The following is a 16,659-nucleotide window of genomic DNA, read 5'->3' as shown; positions in this document are numbered from 1 at the left end:
GGAGGTAGAACAACATGCCACGTAGCCTCAAGAAGGGCCCGTTCGTGGACGACCACCTGCTCAAGAAGGTGGACGCGCTGAACGAATCGGGCAAGAAGACCGTGATCAAGACCTGGTCGCGCCGCTCGACGATCATCCCGGACTTCCTGGGTCACACGATCGCCGTGCACGACGGCCGCAAGCACGTCCCGGTGTTCGTCACCGAGGCCATGGTGGGTCACAAGCTGGGCGAGTTCGCCCCGACGCGGACCTTCAAGGGCCACATCAAGGACGACCGCAAGTCGCGCCGCCGCTGAGCGGGCACGAAACCAGACAGGAAGTAGCGATGAACGCCCAGAACGACGTGACGACCGAGGCTGAACTGCCTACGGCGTACGCGCGGGCTCGCTTCGTCCGGGACTCGCCGACCAAGGTGCGCCGGGTGATCGAGCTCATCAAGGGACGTAGCGCCGCCGACGCCTTGGCCGTGCTCCGGTTCGCCCCGCAGGCGGCCAGCGAGCCGGTCGCGAAGGTGCTCGCCAGCGCCGTGGCCAACGCCGAGAACAACCTTCAGCTGGACCCGGAGACGCTCTGGGTCAAGAACGCGTACGCGGACGAGGGCCCGACCCTCAAGCGCATCCGGCCGCGGGCCCAGGGCCGCGCGTACCGGATCCGCAAGCGGACCAGCCACATCACCGTCGAGGTGGAGTCGCGTCCGGCCGTAGCGCAGAAGGCTCAGAGCAAGAAGAAGGCAGGTGGCCGGTAGTGGGCCAGAAGATCAACCCGCACGGTTTCCGCCTGGGTATCACCACGGACTGGAAGTCGCGCTGGTACGCCGACAAGCAGTACGCGGAGTACGTGGCCGAGGACGTCAAGATCCGCAAGCTGCTCTCCACCGGCATGGAGCGCGCCGGCATCTCCAAGGTCGAGATCGAGCGCACCCGTGACCGCGTCCGCGTCGACATCCACACCGCCCGGCCGGGCATCGTCATCGGCCGCCGCGGCGCGGAGGCCGACCGGATCCGCGGCGCGCTGGAGAAGCTGACCAAGAAGCAGGTCCAGCTGAACATCCTCGAGGTCAAGAACCCCGAGGCCGACGCCCAGCTGGTCGCCCAGGCGGTCGCGGAGCAGCTTTCCAACCGCGTGGCGTTCCGCCGCGCGATGCGGAAGGCGATCCAGACCTCCATGCGTTCGCCGCAGGTCAAGGGCATCCGCGTGCAGTGCGGCGGTCGTCTCGGCGGTGCCGAGATGTCCCGCTCCGAGCACTACCGCGACGGCCGGGTCCCGCTGCACACGCTGCGCGCCGACATCGACTACGGCTTCTTCGAGGCCAAGACGACGTTCGGTCGCATCGGCGTCAAGGTGTGGATCTACAAGGGTGAGCTCGTCGGTGGCCTGAAGGCCCGCGAAGCGCGTGACGCCGCCGAGCGCGCGCCGCGTCGCGAGCGCAGTGACCGGCCGTCCCGTCCGCGTCGTTCCGGCGCCTCGGGCACGACCGCCACCTCGACCGAAGCCGGTCGCGCCGCCGCTGCCGCCACGACCGAGGCGGCCCCGGCCACCGAGACCGCAGAAAAGACGGAGGGCTGAGACGTGCTCATCCCGCGCAGGGTCAAGCACCGGAAGCAGCACTCCCCGAAGCGCCACGGCGCCGCCAAGGGTGGCACGAAGGTCAGCTTCGGCGAGTACGGCATCCAGGCGCTTGAGCACAGCTACGTGACGAACCGGCAGATCGAGTCCGCTCGTATCGCCATGACGCGTCACATCAAGCGTGGCGGCAAGGTGTGGACGACCATCTACCCGGACCGCCCGCTGACGAAGAAGCCGGCCGAGACCCGCATGGGTTCCGGTAAGGGTTCGCCCGAGTGGTGGATCGCCAACGTGAAGCCGGGCCGCGTGATGTTCGAGATCTCGTTCCCGAACGAGGAGACCGCCCGCGAGGCGCTCCGCCGCGCGATCCACAAGCTGCCCATGAAGTGCCGCATCGTGACCCGTGAAGGTGGTGAGTTCTGATGGCGAACGCTGGTGCCCTGGCATCGGAGCTGCGTGAGCTCACCGCGGAAGAGCTCGTCCTGCGTCTGAAGGAATACAAGGAGGAGCTCTTCAACCTCCGCTTCCAGATGGCGACCGGGCAGCTCGACAACAACCGCCGTCTGCGCACCGTCCGCACGGACATCGCGCGGATCTACACGGTCATGCGCGAGCGCGAACTCGGCCTGTCCGTTGCCCCCGACGCCGAGAGTGAAGGTGCCGCATGAGCGAGCCCACCACCGAGACGCCGGCCCGGAACGACCGCAAGGTCCGCGAGGGCTACGTGGTCTCGGACAAGATGAACAAGACGATCGTGGTCGAGCTCGAGGACCGCAAGAAGCACCCCCGTTACTCGAAGGTTCTCCGCAGCACCACCAAGGTCAAGGTGCACGACGAGAACAACGAGGCGGGCGTGGGCGACCGGGTCACCCTGATGGAGACCCGCCCGCTGTCGGCAACGAAGCGGTGGCGCCTGGTGCAGATCGTGGAGAAGGCCAAGTAAGCAGGGCTCTTTCAGAGAGTTCTTAGTTCCGCAAGGCTCGCTCGTCGGGGCGAGAACCGGCGCGACATACAGGAGTTGACGTGATCCAGCAGGAGTCGCGGCTTCGGGTAGCCGACAACACGGGTGCGAAGGAAATCCTCTGCATCCGGGTTCTCGGTGGTTCCGGGCGGCGCTACGCCGGTATCGGCGACATCATCGTCGCCACCGTGAAGGACGCCATCCCGGCTGCCGGGGTGAAGAAGGGCGACGTCGTCAAGGCCGTCATCGTCCGCACGGTCAAGGAGCGTCGTCGTCCGGACGGTTCCTACATCCGGTTCGACGAGAACGCCGCCGTGCTCATCAAGAACGACAACGAGCCCCGGGGCACCCGCATCTTCGGCCCGGTGGGCCGCGAGCTGCGCGACCGAAAGTTCATGAAGATCATTTCGCTCGCGCCGGAGGTGCTGTGATGAAGGTGAAGAAGGGCGACACGGTCGTCGTCATCGCCGGCAAGGACAAGGGCGCCAAGGGCAAGGTCATCCAGGCTTACCCCGAGCGCGACCGCGTGCTGGTCGAAGGCGTGAACCGGATCAAGAAGCACACGCGGATCACCCAGACCCAGCGCGGCGCGCAGTCCGGTGGCATCGTCACGCAGGAGGCGCCCATCCACGTCTCGAACGTGATGGTCGTCGACTCGGACGGCAAGCCGTCCCGGGTGGGTTACCGCATCGGCGAGGACGGCAAGAAGGTCCGGATCTCGCGCCGGAACGGTAAGGACATCTGATGACCACCGCAGAGAAGGTCGCGCCGCGCCTCAAGGTGCGCTACCGCGACGAGATCAAGGGCCAGCTGCAGGCGGAGTTCTCCTTCGCCAACGTCCACCAGATCCCGGGCGTCGTGAAGGTCGTCGTGAACATGGGTGTCGGTGACGCCGCCCGTGACAGCAAGCTGATCGAGGGTGCGGTCAAGGACCTCTCCCTGATCACCGGCCAGAAGCCCGAGGTCCGGAAGGCCCGCAAGTCCATCGCGCAGTTCAAGCTGCGCGAGGGTCAGCCGATCGGCGCGCGCGTCACGCTGCGCGGCGACCGGATGTGGGAGTTCCTCGACCGGCTGCTGACCATCGCGCTGCCGCGTATCCGCGACTTCCGCGGGCTTTCGCCCAAGCAGTTCGACGGCCACGGCAACTACACGTTCGGTCTCAACGAGCAGTCGATGTTCCACGAGATCGACCCCGACTCCATCGACCGCCCGCGCGGCATGGACGTCACCGTCGTCACGACCGCCACGACCGACGACGAGGGCCGGGCGCTGCTGCGCAAGCTCGGCTTCCCGTTCAAGGAGAACTGAGCCGATGGCCAAGAAAGCCCTGGTCCACAAGGCCGCGAAGAAGCCGAAGTTCGCCGTGCGCGCCTACACCCGCTGCCAGCGGTGCGGCCGTCCGCACGCCGTGTTCCGCAAGTTCGGGCTCTGCCGGATCTGCCTTCGCGAGATGGCGCACGCGGGCGAGCTGCCCGGCGTCCGCAAGTCCAGCTGGTAAGAGCGTTTTTCTATAACTCCAGTTCGCCACAGGCCCCGCCCCTCCGGGGGCGGGGAACCAGGGCGAGAAAGGTTGACAGGTCACCATGACGATGACCGACCCCATCGCAGACTTCTTGACCCGTCTGCGTAACGCGAACTCGGCGTACCACGACGAGGTCGTGCTTCCCCACTCGAAGCTCAAGGCGAACATCGCGGAGATCCTCAAGCGCGAGGGTTACATCGCGAGCTACCGCGACGAGCCGGGCGAGAAGCACAAGAACCTGATCGTCGAGCTCAAGTACGGCCCCAACCGCGAGCGGAGCATCGCCGGCCTCCGGCGCGTCTCCAAGCCCGGTCTGCGGGTCTACGCAAAATCGACCGAACTGCCGTCCGTTCTCGGTGGCCTCGGCGTCGCGATCATCTCGACGTCTTCGGGGCTGCAGACGGACCGTCAGGCCAAGCGCAACAGCGTGGGCGGCGAAGTCCTCGCCTACGTCTGGTAAGGAAGGGGGCACAGACATGTCACGCATCGGAAAGCTGCCGGTCGCCGTCCCCTCCGGGGTCGAGGTGACCATCAACGGTCAGCACATCAGCGTCAAGGGCCCCAAGGGGACCCTGGAACACACCATCGCCGAGCCGATCACGGTCGAGCGCGACGAGGACGGCACCCTGCTGGTCAAGCGCCCGGACGACGAGCGCTACAGCAAGGCCATGCACGGCCTCACCCGCACGCTCGTGAACAACCTCGTGGTGGGCGTCACCGCCGGCTACGAGAAGAAGCTCGAGATCCACGGTGTCGGTTACCGCGTGCAGGCCAAGGGCTCGGACCTCGAGTTCGCCCTCGGTTACTCGCACCCGGTGAAGATCGAGGCCCCGGAAGGCATCACCTTCAAGGTGGAGACCCCGACCCGGTTCTCGGTCTCCGGCATCGACAAGCAGAAGGTCGGCCAGATCTCGGCCGTCATCCGCAAGCTGCGGCGCCCGGACCCGTACAAGGGCAAGGGCCTGCGCTACGAGGGTGAGAAGATCCGCCGCAAGGTCGGAAAGACGGGTAAGTGATCATGAGCGACACGACTACGAAGCGCAAGCCGGTGGGCAAGGACATCTCGACCCGCCGCCGCGTCGCGAAGGCCCGTCGGCACTTCCGGCTCCGCAAGAAGGTCTCCGGCACCGAGCAGCGTCCGCGCCTGGTCGTCAAGCGGTCCTCGCGGCACATCGCCGTGCAGGTCATCGACGACCTGGCCGGCCACACGCTGGTGTCGGCGTCCACCCTCGAGGCGGACCTCCGGACGTTCGACGGCGACAAGAAGGCCAAGGCCGCCAAGGTCGGGGCCCTCGTCGCCGAGCGTGCCAAGAACGCCGGGATCTCGGCCGTGGTGTTCGACCGTGGCGGCAACGCCTACCACGGCCGCATCGCCGCGCTCGCCGACGCCGCCCGTGATGCGGGGTTGGAGTTCTGATGCAGATGCTCGTTAAGGGAAGGAAAGCCTGATGCCGGGACGTACGCGGCAATTCGGCGGCGGCCAGGGCGGACCGGGCGGTCAGGGCGGCAACGACCGCAACGACCGTCGCGGTGGCGGCCGGGACCGGCGCGACAGCGGCCGTGGCGGGGCCGGCCAGGACAAGACCCCGCACCTCGAGAAGGTCGTGACGATCAACCGCGTCGCCAAGGTCGTCAAGGGTGGTCGTCGCTTCAGCTTCACCGCCCTCGTCGTCGTCGGTGACGGTGACGGTCAGGTCGGCGTCGGCTACGGCAAGGCCAAGGAAGTTCCCGCGGCCATCGCCAAGGGCGTCGAGGAAGCCAAGAAGAACTTCTTCAAGGTTCCCCGCGTCGGCGGCACCATCCCCCACCCGATCCAGGGTGAGGAGGCCGCCGGTGTCGTGCTGCTCCGTCCGGCGTCCGCCGGTACCGGCGTCATCGCCGGTGGCCCGGTGCGCGCGGTGCTGGAGTGCGCGGGCGTCCACGACGTGCTGTCGAAGTCGCTCGGCTCCGACAACGCGATCAACATCGTGCACGCGACCGTGGCGGCCCTGAAGGGTCTGCAGCGTCCCGAAGAGGTCGCGGCCCGCCGCGGTCTCCCGCTCGAGGACGTCGCTCCGGCCCGGATGCTGCGCCAGCGCGCGGGCCAGGGGGTCTGACATGGCTCAGCTGAAGGTCACCCAGGTCAAGAGCAAGATCGGCACGAAGCACGCTCACCGCGAGTCGCTGCGCACCCTCGGGCTGCGCAAGATCCGCCAGAGCGTCGTGCGTGAAGACACCCCCCAGGTGCGCGGCCTGATTCTCACCGTCCGCCACCTGGTGGAGGTCGAGGAGGTCCAGGCATGACGGCCATCAAGATCCACCACCTGCGCCCGGCCCCGGGCGCCAAGACCGACAAGATCCGTGTCGGCCGTGGTGAGGGCTCGAAGGGCAAGACGGCCGGTCGCGGTACGAAGGGCACCAAGGCCCGGAAGAACGTGCCGGCCGGGTTCGAGGGTGGGCAGATGCCCATCCACATGCGGCTCCCGAAGCTTCGCGGCTTCAAGAACCGCTTCCGCACCGAGTACCAGCCGGTGAACGTGGGCGACATCGCCCGCCTCTTCCCGAAGGGCGGCAAGGTCGGCGCCGAGGAGCTGGTCGCGGCCGGTCTCGTCCGCAAGGGCAAGCTCGTCAAGGTGCTCGGCAACGGTGACGTCGACGGCATCAAGCTCGACGTGACCGCCGACGGCTTCTCCGGCTCCGCCAAGGAGAAGCTCGAAGCGGCCGGTGGCTCCGCCACCACCAACTGAGCGAAGCTCGGTCCGAAGGCCCGTCTGGCAGCCGCCAGGCGGGCCTTCGGCGTTTTTCCGGGTGCCGGGACCGGACAGGTTCCTTGCCGTGCGGATGATCCGGACGGAGGATCATCAGGTGGACAGATCGTCGCAGGACCCGCCGGACCGGCCGGCCGAAGCCGAATCCCCGCTGAGCTTCCCGGTGGAGGCCCCGCGGCCCGAGGGCGTGGAGCCGGGAGCGGGAGCAGCGCCGAGCGTTCCGGCGGGGGAGCCGTTGCAGTTCCCGGTCGAGGCTTCGAGGGCTTCGGTGCCGGAGCCGTTGGGCTTCCCCGGGGATGGGTCGCGGCCGGCTGATGCTTCTCGGCCTGCGGATGTGCCGCCGTCGGTGTTCGCGGGGGATGTCTCGCGGCCTGGCGATGGGGCGCCGCTCGCCTTCACCGTCGAGGCGCAGCAGGCGGGGATCGGGGATCCCGCCGCGGCGTCTCCGCTGAGCTTCCCGGTCGAGGCCGAAGGCCCTTCGGCTCCGCAGGCTTCCCCACTCAGCTTTCCGGTCGAAGCCCCGCGCCCTCCGGCACCCGAGCCACCGGCCTTCCCCGCCGATACCGCTGGGTCCGCCGACACACCGCCGCCGGGGGAGCCGCTGTACTTCCCGGCCGGTCCGCCACAGCCTTCCGGACCAGCGCCGATGCCCGCGCCCTTCCCGGTCGCCCAGCTGCCCGGCCTGCCCGCACAACCACTCCAACCGGCCGCCGAAGCCGCTCAAGCCGCCCAAGCCGTCCAGGCCGAAGAAGCCCCTCCCGGGTTCCTCCGCCTCCTCCCAGCCGCCCTGACCACGCTCGCCGCCCTCCTGACCCTCTGGGGGCTCTTCCTGCCGCTCTTCCGGGTCCAGCAGCAGGTCGGCTCGCGCAGCCGCTCCTTCGAAACCCAGCTCACGCTCACGCAGGACGTCTGGGGCAGCCGCATCGAGGTCTCCGGGCAGGAGGCCGCCGAGCGGGTGGGCGCGCCCCTCGGGGTTCCGCTGATCATCGCGATCGTCGTGCTGGCCGTCGCCGCTTTCACCGCCTTCTCGCGCCCTCGGCGCGGCCGGCCGCTGGTCGCCCTCGGGGCCGTCTTCACCGCCGGCGTGGTCCTCACCGTCGGGATGAGCCGGTTCGAATGGACCGCCATCTTCGAAGACGAAGCCCCGGACATCGTCACCGCGGCCGGCATGTGGCTGCTGATCCTCGCGACCGTGCTGGCCGCCGCCGCGGCCGTCGTCGCCTACCTGCCCCTGTGGCGGCACACCACCGACGACGGCTGGGACGACCCCGAGCTCGCCTACGCCGACACCCCGACCCCGCCCACCGGCGTCGCCATCACAGTCCTGCCGCCCGAGCCGGAGGACGACGACCAGCGCTAGCGGCGCCTTACGCCAGGGGCGAACAACCAGCCCGGACATGACGCACGGTGTTCGCCGAGGCCCCGTCGCTCGCACACTGTTGATCACGGCCGCCGCGACAACCCTGCCGCGGCCGCGGTCGCGCCGACGATCATCAAAAACCGCCTGCTCCGGCCCGCGGTGGTCCGCCTCCGGGAGGCGCGAAGGCCCGCCGGGAACCCGGCCCAGGCGAACCGGGCATCACCGCAGGTCACGACTCTCGCTGCGGCAGGCTTCCCCGGGCGAGCCGAACCGGTGCGCGCGGCCCGCCGCCGACCCCGCGGCGAAGTGGTCCTGAGCCCCGGATTCGGTCCCCCCACAGGGGAATGTGTCAAGGGTTACGGCCGTCCCGCCGATGTGGATCAACCCGCCGGAGCAACCTTGGTACGGAAAACGCACACGGACTGCGGACACGCCCTGTGAAGCTGTTAGAGTCGGCGACACGCTTCGGGACGAGTGTGCCCCGAAGCGTTCCTGGCTTGCCTGCCAGTAGTGCTGTGTGTTCCTGCCGGCCCCGTGCCGGCCAAGCCGATCGTCGGTTAGGACAGCCGACGACGCCGAGGAGGTCCCCCGCGTGCTCAGCGCCTTCCGCTCGGCTCTCGCGACGCCGGATCTACGCAAGAAGATCCTGTTCACGCTAGCCATCGTCGCGGTTTACCGAATCGGTGCGACCATTCCGGCCCCCGGGATCTCGTACGGTGCCGTCCAGGCATGTAGCTCCCAGGCGCAGCAGGAGGGCGTCTACCAGCTGCTGAACCTGTTCAGCGGTGGTGCGCTGCTCCAGCTGTCGCTCTTCTCGACCGGCATCATGCCGTACATCACGGCGAGCATCATCATCCAGCTGCTGACCGTGGTCATCCCGCGGTTCGAGGAGCTGAAGAAGGAAGGCCAGTCCGGCCAGGGCAAGCTGACCCAGTACACCCGGTACCTGACGGTCGCGCTGGCGATCCTGCAGGCCACCGGCGTGGTCGCGCTCGCGGACCGCAAGCAGCTCTTCCCGGACTGCGACTCGCCGATCATCCCGGACAACAGCGTCTACTCGCTGGCGATCATCGTCATCACCATGACCGCGGGCACCGCCGTCATGATGTGGCTGGGCGAGCTGATCACCGAGCGCGGCGTCGGCAACGGCATGTCCGTCCTGATCTTCCTGAACATCGCGGCGCGCATCCCGGTCGAGGGCGGCAACATCCTCAGCAACGCCGGTGGCCTCGGCCTGACGATCGTCTGCGTGTTCGGCCTGGTGATCATCGCCAGCGTCATCTTCGTCGAACAGGGGCAGCGCCGGATCCCGGTGCAGTACGCCAAGCGCATGATCGGCCGCCGGATGTACGGCGGCACGTCGACCTACCTGCCGATCAAGGTGAACCAGGCCGGCGTCATCCCGGTCATCTTCGCGTCTTCCCTGCTGTACCTGCCGGACCTGATCAGCCGCCTCGTCGGCGACCAGAACGCCAACTCCGGCTGGCAGGTCTTCATCAAGAACTACGTCGTGAACCAGTCCAGCTGGGTGCACATCGCGCTGTACTTCGCGCTGATCATCTTCTTCACGTACTTCTACATCACGATCACGTTCAACGTGGACGAGCGTGCCGACGAGATGAAGAAGTTCGGCGGGTTCATCCCGGGCATCCGCCCGGGCCGCCCGACCGCGGAGTACCTGAGCTTCGTGCTCGGCCGGATCACCCTGCCGGGCTCGCTGTACCTGGGCATCATCGCGATCCTCCCGAACTTCTTCCTGTCGGTGACCGGTAGCGGGAACAACCAGAACTTCCCGTTCGGTGGCACGGCTGTGCTGATCATGGTCGGTGTCGGGCTCGACACCGTGAAGCAGATCGAAAGCCAGCTGATGCAGCGCAACTACGAAGGGTTCTTGAAGTGACGCGGCTGGTTCTCGTGGGTCCGCCCGGCGCGGGCAAAGGTACGCAGGCGGTGGCGCTGTCCGAGCAGTTGCGGATCCCGCACATCTCGACCGGCGACCTCTTCCGCGCCCACGTCGGCCAGGAGACCCCGCTCGGCCAGGAGGCCAAGCGCTACCTGGACTCGGGCGAGCTCGTGCCCGACTCGGTGACGAACGAGATGGTCCGCGAGCGGCTCGCCGAGCCGGACGCGAAGGTCGGCTTCCTGCTCGACGGCTTCCCCCGCAACACCAAGCAGGCCGAGGTCCTCGGCGAGATCCTGGGCGAGTCGGACCTCGCGCTCGACGCCGTGATCCAGCTGCAGGTGCCGGAGGACGTCGTGGTCGGGCGGCTCATGTCGCGCGGCCGCGCGGACGACACCGAAGAGGTCATCCGCCGCCGTCAGCAGATCTACGTGTCGGACACCGCGCCGCTGCTCGAGTACTACGCCGACATCCTGGTGACCGTCGACGGGGTCGGCAGTGTCGAAGAGATCTCCGGCCGGGTGCTGAAAGCGCTGCGCGACCGCACGTGAATCTCGGAGGGTTGCGTGTTCTGCAAGTGCTCCGCCGCGGGCGCATGATCGAGGTCAAGACCCCCGGTGAGCTGGAGGCCATGCGCGCCGCCGGGCTCGTCGTGGCCCGCACGCTGGCGGCGGTACGCGCCATCGCGAAGCCGGGGGTCAGCACCGCCGAGCTCGACGAGCTGGCCGAGCAGACCATCCGGGACGCCGGCGCGGTGCCGTCGTTCAAGGGTTACCACGGCTTCCCGGCGTCGATCTGCGCGTCGGTGAACGAGCAGATCGTGCACGGCATCCCGGCGAAGACCCAGGTGCTCGCCGACGGCGACATCATCTCCGTCGACTGCGGGGCGATCCTCGAGGGCTGGCACGGCGACTCCGCCGTCACGCTGGCCATCGGCGACGTCTCGGGCACCGACCTGGCGCTCTCCGCGGCCACCGAGGCGGCGATGTGGGCCGGCATCGAGGCGGTCAGCGCCGGCGGTCGGCTCACCGACATCTCCTACGCCGTTCAGTCCGCCGCCGAGCGCGCGGGCCGGGACGACGGCGTCGAGTACGGGATGATCGTCGAGTACGGCGGCCACGGCATCGGGCGCCAGATGCACATGGACCCGTTCCTGCCGAACCTCGGCAAGCCCGGCAAGGGCCCGCGGCTGAAGCCCGGCATGGCGCTGGCGATCGAGCCGATGCTGACCGGCGGCGGCGGCGAGACCCGCGAGCTGGACGACGGCTGGACGGTCGTCACGGCCGACGGCTCCCGCGCGGCCCACTGGGAGCACACCGTCGCGATCACCGAAGACGGTCCCTGGGTGCTCACCGCCCCGGAAGACGCCTGACCTGCGCATTCACCCTTCCGTGGTGATCGCGGTCACGTCCACCTGCACGTTCTCCTAGCATGGTTACCCCCGGTTTGGGGGTCGCGACACGGGTTGCGTACACTGTCAAGTCGGCGCACTTATCGCGCCCGGATCCTGCGCGCTCGTGAATTCACGATCATGGGACCCGGGCACCAGTGTGCCACGCACCACCCAACCCAGCACTAGTGCTCGAGTTGATCAGGTGTGGCGACAGGCAGTGCTGACAAGGAAATGCGGAGGACATGGCGAAGAAAGACGGGGCCATCGAGGTCGAAGGCCGCGTAGTCGAGCCGCTCCCCAACGCGATGTTCCGCGTCGAGTTGGAGAACGGTCACAAGGTCCTGGCACACATCAGCGGCAAGATGCGGCAGCACTACATCCGCATCCTGCCCGAGGACAGGGTTGTCGTGGAGCTCTCGCCCTACGACCTCTCTCGTGGTCGCATCGTCTACCGCTACAAGTGATCACGAAGAGCAGCTACTAGGAGAGCAGAAGACGTGAAGGTCCAGCCGAGCGTCAAGAAGATCTGCGACAAGTGCAAGGTGATCCGCCGGCACGGCCGGATCATGGTGATCTGCGAGAACCTGCGGCACAAGCAGCGGCAGGGCTGATCACTCGCACTCGACCAGAGTGGATTGACGGCTACACACCCTCCCCGCACCTGCCGGGCCACGCGAGTGGCCCGGTTCACCCCCGGACTTCAGGCCGGGGCTGGGACACCCGAGGCGCAAGCCGAGGGCACGACAGGCGAGTCGGTCCCGGAACCGGACGGGGAGCAGACCTGGAGATGAATTCAATGAAGGAGCATCAGCGCCAATGGCACGACTCGCTGGCGTAGACCTCCCCCGCGAAAAGCGGTTGGAGATCGCGCTTACGTACATCTACGGCATCGGCCGTACCCGCTCGAAGCAGCTCATCAAGGCTGCCGAGCTCAACGCGGACACCCGCGTCAAAGACCTCAGCGATGACGACCTCGCGAAGCTGCGTACGTACATCGAAGAAAACTTCAAGGTCGAGGGTGACCTTCGCCGCGAGGTGAACGCCGACATCCGTCGGAAGATCGAGATCGGGTGCTACGAGGGCCTTCGCTGGCGTCGCGGACTGCCCGTCCGCGGTCAGCGCACGAAGACCAACGCCCGTACCCGCAAGGGTCCGAAGAAGACGGTCGCCGGCAAGAAGAAGGCTGGCAAGAAGTGAGCGTCCAGGGCAAGAAGGTCGTGCAGATGGGCGGCGCCCAGCGCCGCGGCTCGGCTTGTGTCTCGCCCAAGGCGCTCTACGCCCGCCCGATGGCGCTCCGCAACCTGTACACCGACGCCGGTTCGATCATCCGGCGCGGCCAGGCCGAAGCGGTCGCCGCTCACCAAGAGAACGCGCGCTAACAGGAGAACCCTCAGAACATGCCACCGAAGTCTCGTACTGCGGCCGGGGCCAAGAAGGTCCGCCGCAAGGAAAAGAAGAATGTCGCGCACGGTCACGCGCACATCAAGAGCACCTTCAACAACACCATCGTCTCGATCACGGACCCGACCGGTGCCGTGATCGCGTGGGCGTCGAGTGGTCACGTGGGCTTCAAGGGCTCGCGTAAGTCCACCCCGTTCGCCGCGCAGATGGCCGCCGAGAACGCTGCCCGCAAGGCCGCCGAGCACGGCATGAAGAAGGTCGACGTCTTCGTGAAGGGCCCGGGTTCGGGCCGCGAGACGGCGATCCGCTCGCTGCAGGCGGCCGGCCTCGAGGTCGGCACCATCCAGGACGTGACCCCGCAGCCTCACAACGGCTGCCGCCCGCCCAAGCGGCGCCGGGTCTGAGGAACGGGGAGGAGTAAGAAGAAATGGCTCGTTACACCGGCCCCGCGACGCGTATTTCGCGTCGCCTCAAGGTTGACCTCATCGGCGGCGACCAGGCTTTCGAGCGTCGCCCCTACCCGCCGGGCCAGCACGGCCGCGGGCGCATCAAGGAGTCCGAGTACCTCCTGCAGTCGCAGGAGAAGCAGAAGGCTCGCTACACCTACGGCGTTCTCGAGCGTCAGTTCGTCCGGTACTACAAGGAAGCCGTCCGGCGTCCCGGCAAGACCGGTGAGAACCTGCTGCAGATCCTCGAGTCCCGCCTGGACAACGTGATCTACCGCGCCGGCATCGCCCGCACCCGCCGTCAGGCGCGTCAGCTGGTGAGCCACGGCCACTTCCTGGTCAACGGCGTCAAGGTCAACGTCCCGTCCTTCCAGGTCTCGAAGTGGGACATCATCGACGTGCGGCCGAAGTCGTTCGCGATGCTGCCCTTCGTCGTGGCGAAGGAGTCCTTCGGCGAGCGCCCGATCCCGGCGTGGCTGCAGGTCGTCCAGTCCAACCTCCGCGTGCTGGTCCACCAGCTGCCGGAGCGTGCGCAGATCGACGTTCCGGTTCAGGAACAGCTGATCGTCGAGCTTTACTCGAAGTAGTTTTTTCGGGCGGCGGCGCAACAGGTGCGCCGCCGCCGCGCCATCCCTTCGACGTCATATGGCGGGCGTCGTCTGGAAAGGAATTAGGAAAAATGCTGATTTCCCAGCGGCCGGCTCTCGGCGAAGAGACGGTCAACGAGACCCGCTCCCGGTTCACCATCGAACCGCTGGAGCCCGGCTTCGGCTACACGCTCGGCAACTCGCTGCGTCGCACGCTGCTGTCGTCCATCCCGGGCGCGGCCGTGACGAGCATCCGCATCGACGGCGTGCTGCACGAGTTCACCACCGTTCCCGGGGTGAAGGAAGACGTCACCGACATCATCCTGAACCTCAAGGAGCTCGTGGTGTCCTCGGAAGAGGACGAGCCGGTCACCATGTACCTGCGCAAGCAGGGCCCCGGTGAGGTCACGGCGGCCGACATCGTGCCGCCGGCGGGTGTCACCGTGCACAACCCGGACCTGCACATCGCGTCGCTGAACGGCAAGGGCAAGCTCGAGATCGAGCTCGTCGTCGAGCGCGGCCGCGGTTACGTTCCGGCCCTGCAGAACAAGCAGGCGGGCGCGGAGATCGGCCGGATCCCGGTCGACTCGATCTACTCGCCGGTGCTCAAGGTGACCTACAAGGTCGAGGCCACCCGTGTCGAGCAGCGCACCGACTTCGACAAGCTGATCCTGGACGTCGAGACCAAGCCGTCGATCACGCCGCGCGACGCGGTCGCGTCGGCCGGCAAGACGCTGGTGGAGCTGTTCGGTCTCGCCCGCGAGCTGAACGTCGACGCCGAGGGCATCGAGATCGGCCCGTCGCCGCAGGAAGCGGACACCATCGCCGCCTACGCGATGCCGATCGAGGACCTGGACCTCACCGTCCGGTCGTACAACTGCCTCAAGCGCGAGGGCATCCACACGGTGGGCGAGCTCGTCTCGCGCAGCGAGGCGGACCTGCTCGACATCCGCAACTTCGGCGCCAAGTCGATCGACGAGGTCAAGCTCAAGCTCGTCGGCCTCGGCCTCGCGCTGAAGGACAGCCCGCCCGGGTTCGACCCGACCGCGGCGGCCGCCAGCTACGACGGTGAAGGCTGGTCGGAGGGTGTCGGTGGCATCGCCGACGGGATTTCGGACGGCCACGACGATGGCCAGGACTACGCAGAGACCGAGCAGCTCTGAGGCGCTGAGCCTGGACGCTGTGAGCTGAACGAGGAGAACCAATGCCCACCCCTACCAAGGGAGCCCGGCTCGGCGGGTCGTCCGCGCACGAGCGGCTGATCCTGGCCAACCTGGCCACGCAGCTGTTCGAGCACGGCAAGATCACGACGACCGAGGCGAAGGCGAAGCGGGTCCGTCCGCTGGCCGAGAAGCTGATCTCGAAGGCGAAGCGGGGCGACCTGCACAACCGCCGTCAGGTTCAGCGCGTCGTCCGTGACAAGGACGTCGTCCACAAGCTGTTCGCCGAGATCGGTCCGCACTTCGCGGAGCGGCCGGGCGGCTACACCCGGATCACCAAGACGATGCCGCGCAAGGGCGACAACGCCAAGATGGCGGTCATCGAGCTGGTGAACGAGAAGACCGTGACTTCGGAAGCCGAGCGGGCTCGCAAGACCAAGTTCGCCAAGGACGAGAAGCCGGCCGTCGAGGCCGCCGCCACCACCGAGGAAGCGGCTGCTCCCTACGGTGAGGGCAGCCACGCCGCGCTCGAGGACGGGACGCAGCCCGAGGGCTTCCCGATCAAGGGCAACGACGAGTCGAAGTACTACCACACCGAGGAAAGCCCGTACTACGAGCAGACCAAGGCCGAGGTGTGGTTCGCCTCCGCCGAGGCTGCCGAAGCCGCGGGCTTCTCGCTGCCGCCGTCGCAGCAGGACGACGAGTCCTGACGACGGAAGCCGTTCCGGACGAGCCCGCCCTCCCCGCTGGGGACGGCGGGCTCGTTCGTCTGCGTCTGGACGTCTCCTACGACGGCACGGACTTCTCGGGCTGGGCCCGCCAGCCGGGCCGGCGGACCGTCCAGGGCCTCCTGGAGGAGGCATTGCAGCGGCAGCCGCCGGGAGCGTCCGTGCCGAAGTCCGTGGTCGTGGCGGGCCGCACGGACGCCGGGGTGCACGCGAGCGGCCAGGTGGTGCACGTCGACGTCGTCCCGCTCTCGGCTCCTTCCGGGCGGATTCCCGTTTCCGCGGAGGGAATCCCGGACCTGACCCGAATGGCCGGCCGCTGGAACCGCCTCCTGCCGGGCGACGTGCGGGTGCTCGGCGCCCGGATCGCGCCCGAGGGTTTCGACGCCCGGTTTTCGGCGATCCGCCGTCACTACCGCTACCGCGTCTCGGACGCGCCGTGGGGCGTGGACCCGTTGCGCCGCCACGACACGCTGGCCTGGAACCGTCCACTGTCGACGGACGCGATGAACGACGCCGCTTCGGCGTTGCTGGGGCTGCAGGACTTCGCGGCGTACTGCAAGCAGCGCGACACGGGCACGACGATCCGCGAGCTGCAGCGCCTGGAGTGGCGCCGGGTGGACGAGCACCTGCTGGAGATCGCGGTCTCGGCGGACGCGTTCTGCCACTCGATGGTTCGCAGCCTGGTGGGAGCGTTGCTCCTGGTCGGCGACGGCCGGCGAGGGCGTGACTGGCCTTCGGAAGTGCTGGCGAGCGGGGTGCGCGACAGCGCCGTGGCGCCCGCTCACGGCCTCACGCTGACGGCCGTGGACTACCCGCCGGACGAGGAGCTGGCCGCCCGGGCGGAGCAGACGAGGAACGTCCGCACCTCGCTCTGACACACAAAAATGC

At 68.0% G+C, this 16,659-nt stretch carries 29 protein-coding genes; all 29 read left to right on the top strand.

Features of this window, described 5'->3' with window-relative positions; all coding sequences use genetic code 11:
- The first annotated feature begins 14 nt into the window (after positions 1-14).
- The 29 genes from rpsS to truA all read left to right on the top strand — a co-directional run bounded on the left by rpsS (position 15) and on the right by truA (position 16,646).
- Positions 15-296 carry a 30S ribosomal protein S19 gene (gene rpsS / locus ACZ63E_RS11835; protein ID WP_003102083.1) on the top strand — a complete coding sequence of 94 codons (282 nt, stop codon included), beginning with the start codon at positions 15-17 and terminating at the stop codon, positions 294-296.
- Between the two features lie 29 nt (positions 297-325).
- On the top strand, positions 326-745 hold the full coding sequence (rplV, locus tag ACZ63E_RS11830) for a 50S ribosomal protein L22 (protein ID WP_086675501.1): 420 nt from the start codon (positions 326-328) through the stop codon (positions 743-745).
- Entirely contained in the window at positions 745-1,566 is an 822-nt protein-coding gene (gene rpsC, locus ACZ63E_RS11825; protein ID WP_395920633.1) for a 30S ribosomal protein S3, read from the top strand. The genes rplV and rpsC overlap by 1 nt, the downstream gene beginning before the upstream one ends.
- 3 nt (positions 1,567-1,569) lie before the next feature.
- Complete coding sequence (gene rplP / locus ACZ63E_RS11820) at positions 1,570-1,989, top strand: 50S ribosomal protein L16 (RefSeq protein ID WP_004558864.1); 420 nt, start codon at positions 1,570-1,572, stop codon at positions 1,987-1,989.
- Entirely contained in the window at positions 1,989-2,234 is a 246-nt protein-coding gene (gene rpmC, locus ACZ63E_RS11815; RefSeq protein ID WP_086675500.1) for a 50S ribosomal protein L29, read from the top strand. The genes rplP and rpmC overlap by 1 nt, the downstream gene beginning before the upstream one ends.
- On the top strand, positions 2,231-2,509 hold the full coding sequence (rpsQ, locus tag ACZ63E_RS11810; protein WP_086675499.1) for a 30S ribosomal protein S17: 279 nt from the start codon (positions 2,231-2,233) through the stop codon (positions 2,507-2,509). The genes rpmC and rpsQ overlap by 4 nt, the downstream gene beginning before the upstream one ends.
- Before the next feature lie 80 nt (positions 2,510-2,589).
- Positions 2,590-2,958 (top strand): 50S ribosomal protein L14, encoded by a 369-nt coding sequence (rplN, locus tag ACZ63E_RS11805; RefSeq protein ID WP_004558867.1) that lies wholly within the window; start codon positions 2,590-2,592, stop codon positions 2,956-2,958.
- The gene (rplX, locus tag ACZ63E_RS11800; protein ID WP_086675498.1) at positions 2,958-3,272 is read left to right on the top strand and encodes a 50S ribosomal protein L24; all 315 of its coding nucleotides are present in this window, start codon (positions 2,958-2,960) and stop codon (positions 3,270-3,272) included. Before rplN ends, rplX begins: the two co-directional genes overlap by 1 nt.
- Positions 3,272-3,835 (top strand): 50S ribosomal protein L5, encoded by a 564-nt coding sequence (gene rplE, locus ACZ63E_RS11795; RefSeq protein WP_465308672.1) that lies wholly within the window; start codon positions 3,272-3,274, stop codon positions 3,833-3,835. Before rplX ends, rplE begins: the two co-directional genes overlap by 1 nt.
- Positions 3,836-3,839: 4 nt before the next feature.
- Positions 3,840-4,025: a type Z 30S ribosomal protein S14 gene (locus tag ACZ63E_RS11790; protein ID WP_004558870.1), complete on the top strand. Its 186-nt coding sequence runs from the start codon at positions 3,840-3,842 to the stop codon at positions 4,023-4,025.
- Positions 4,026-4,110: 85 nt separating this feature from the next.
- Entirely contained in the window at positions 4,111-4,509 is a 399-nt protein-coding gene (rpsH, locus tag ACZ63E_RS11785) for a 30S ribosomal protein S8 (protein ID WP_155548873.1), read from the top strand.
- A gap of 16 nt (positions 4,510-4,525) precedes the next feature.
- Positions 4,526-5,065, top strand: coding sequence for a 50S ribosomal protein L6 (rplF, locus tag ACZ63E_RS11780; RefSeq protein ID WP_465308675.1), 540 nt, complete (start codon positions 4,526-4,528; stop codon positions 5,063-5,065).
- A gap of 2 nt (positions 5,066-5,067) precedes the next feature.
- Entirely contained in the window at positions 5,068-5,466 is a 399-nt protein-coding gene (rplR, locus tag ACZ63E_RS11775; protein ID WP_465335948.1) for a 50S ribosomal protein L18, read from the top strand.
- Positions 5,467-5,497: 31 nt separating this feature from the next.
- The gene (gene rpsE, locus ACZ63E_RS11770) at positions 5,498-6,145 is read left to right on the top strand and encodes a 30S ribosomal protein S5 (RefSeq protein WP_465308679.1); all 648 of its coding nucleotides are present in this window, start codon (positions 5,498-5,500) and stop codon (positions 6,143-6,145) included.
- 1 nt (position 6,146) lies between these two features.
- Entirely contained in the window at positions 6,147-6,332 is a 186-nt protein-coding gene (gene rpmD / locus ACZ63E_RS11765; protein ID WP_465335947.1) for a 50S ribosomal protein L30, read from the top strand.
- On the top strand, positions 6,329-6,775 hold the full coding sequence (rplO, locus tag ACZ63E_RS11760; RefSeq protein ID WP_465308681.1) for a 50S ribosomal protein L15: 447 nt from the start codon (positions 6,329-6,331) through the stop codon (positions 6,773-6,775). The genes rpmD and rplO overlap by 4 nt, the downstream gene beginning before the upstream one ends.
- Positions 6,776-7,442: 667 nt before the next feature.
- On the top strand, positions 7,443-8,156 hold the full coding sequence (locus ACZ63E_RS11755; protein WP_465335946.1) for a hypothetical protein: 714 nt from the start codon (positions 7,443-7,445) through the stop codon (positions 8,154-8,156).
- Between the two features lie 592 nt (positions 8,157-8,748).
- Complete coding sequence (gene secY / locus ACZ63E_RS11750) at positions 8,749-10,056, top strand: preprotein translocase subunit SecY (RefSeq protein ID WP_465308685.1); 1,308 nt, start codon at positions 8,749-8,751, stop codon at positions 10,054-10,056.
- Entirely contained in the window at positions 10,053-10,607 is a 555-nt protein-coding gene (locus ACZ63E_RS11745) for an adenylate kinase (RefSeq protein ID WP_465335945.1), read from the top strand. The genes secY and ACZ63E_RS11745 overlap by 4 nt, the downstream gene beginning before the upstream one ends.
- A gap of 44 nt (positions 10,608-10,651) precedes the next feature.
- Positions 10,652-11,428 carry a type I methionyl aminopeptidase gene (map, locus tag ACZ63E_RS11740; protein ID WP_465336109.1) on the top strand — a complete coding sequence of 259 codons (777 nt, stop codon included), beginning with the start codon at positions 10,652-10,654 and terminating at the stop codon, positions 11,426-11,428.
- Between the two features lie 263 nt (positions 11,429-11,691).
- On the top strand, positions 11,692-11,913 hold the full coding sequence (infA, locus tag ACZ63E_RS11735; RefSeq protein WP_004558881.1) for a translation initiation factor IF-1: 222 nt from the start codon (positions 11,692-11,694) through the stop codon (positions 11,911-11,913).
- A 33-nt stretch (positions 11,914-11,946) separates the two neighbouring features.
- Positions 11,947-12,060: a 50S ribosomal protein L36 gene (gene rpmJ / locus ACZ63E_RS11730; RefSeq protein ID WP_004558882.1), complete on the top strand. Its 114-nt coding sequence runs from the start codon at positions 11,947-11,949 to the stop codon at positions 12,058-12,060.
- Positions 12,061-12,265: 205 nt separating this feature from the next.
- Positions 12,266-12,646: a 30S ribosomal protein S13 gene (rpsM, locus tag ACZ63E_RS11725; protein WP_004558883.1), complete on the top strand. Its 381-nt coding sequence runs from the start codon at positions 12,266-12,268 to the stop codon at positions 12,644-12,646.
- Complete coding sequence (locus tag ACZ63E_RS11720; RefSeq protein ID WP_020643221.1) at positions 12,643-12,828, top strand: hypothetical protein; 186 nt, start codon at positions 12,643-12,645, stop codon at positions 12,826-12,828. The genes rpsM and ACZ63E_RS11720 overlap by 4 nt, the downstream gene beginning before the upstream one ends.
- An 18-nt stretch (positions 12,829-12,846) precedes the next feature.
- On the top strand, positions 12,847-13,254 hold the full coding sequence (gene rpsK, locus ACZ63E_RS11715; protein WP_004558885.1) for a 30S ribosomal protein S11: 408 nt from the start codon (positions 12,847-12,849) through the stop codon (positions 13,252-13,254).
- A gap of 23 nt (positions 13,255-13,277) precedes the next feature.
- Positions 13,278-13,883, top strand: coding sequence for a 30S ribosomal protein S4 (gene rpsD, locus ACZ63E_RS11710; protein WP_285970653.1), 606 nt, complete (start codon positions 13,278-13,280; stop codon positions 13,881-13,883).
- Positions 13,884-13,975: 92 nt separating this feature from the next.
- Positions 13,976-15,046 (top strand): DNA-directed RNA polymerase subunit alpha, encoded by a 1,071-nt coding sequence (locus ACZ63E_RS11705; RefSeq protein WP_004558887.1) that lies wholly within the window; start codon positions 13,976-13,978, stop codon positions 15,044-15,046.
- 41 nt (positions 15,047-15,087) lie between these two features.
- Positions 15,088-15,753, top strand: coding sequence for a 50S ribosomal protein L17, sunset domain variant (gene rplQ, locus ACZ63E_RS11700; RefSeq protein ID WP_465335944.1), 666 nt, complete (start codon positions 15,088-15,090; stop codon positions 15,751-15,753).
- A gap of 65 nt (positions 15,754-15,818) precedes the next feature.
- Positions 15,819-16,646 (top strand): tRNA pseudouridine(38-40) synthase TruA, encoded by an 828-nt coding sequence (truA, locus tag ACZ63E_RS11695; RefSeq protein WP_465336108.1) that lies wholly within the window; start codon positions 15,819-15,821, stop codon positions 16,644-16,646.
- Positions 16,647-16,659 lie beyond the last annotated feature (13 nt).

Source organism: Amycolatopsis sp. NPDC104819, from assembly GCF_055583145.1.
The sequence above is the reverse complement of the archived record's forward strand: the minus strand, read 5'-3'. Positions and strand labels throughout refer to the sequence as shown.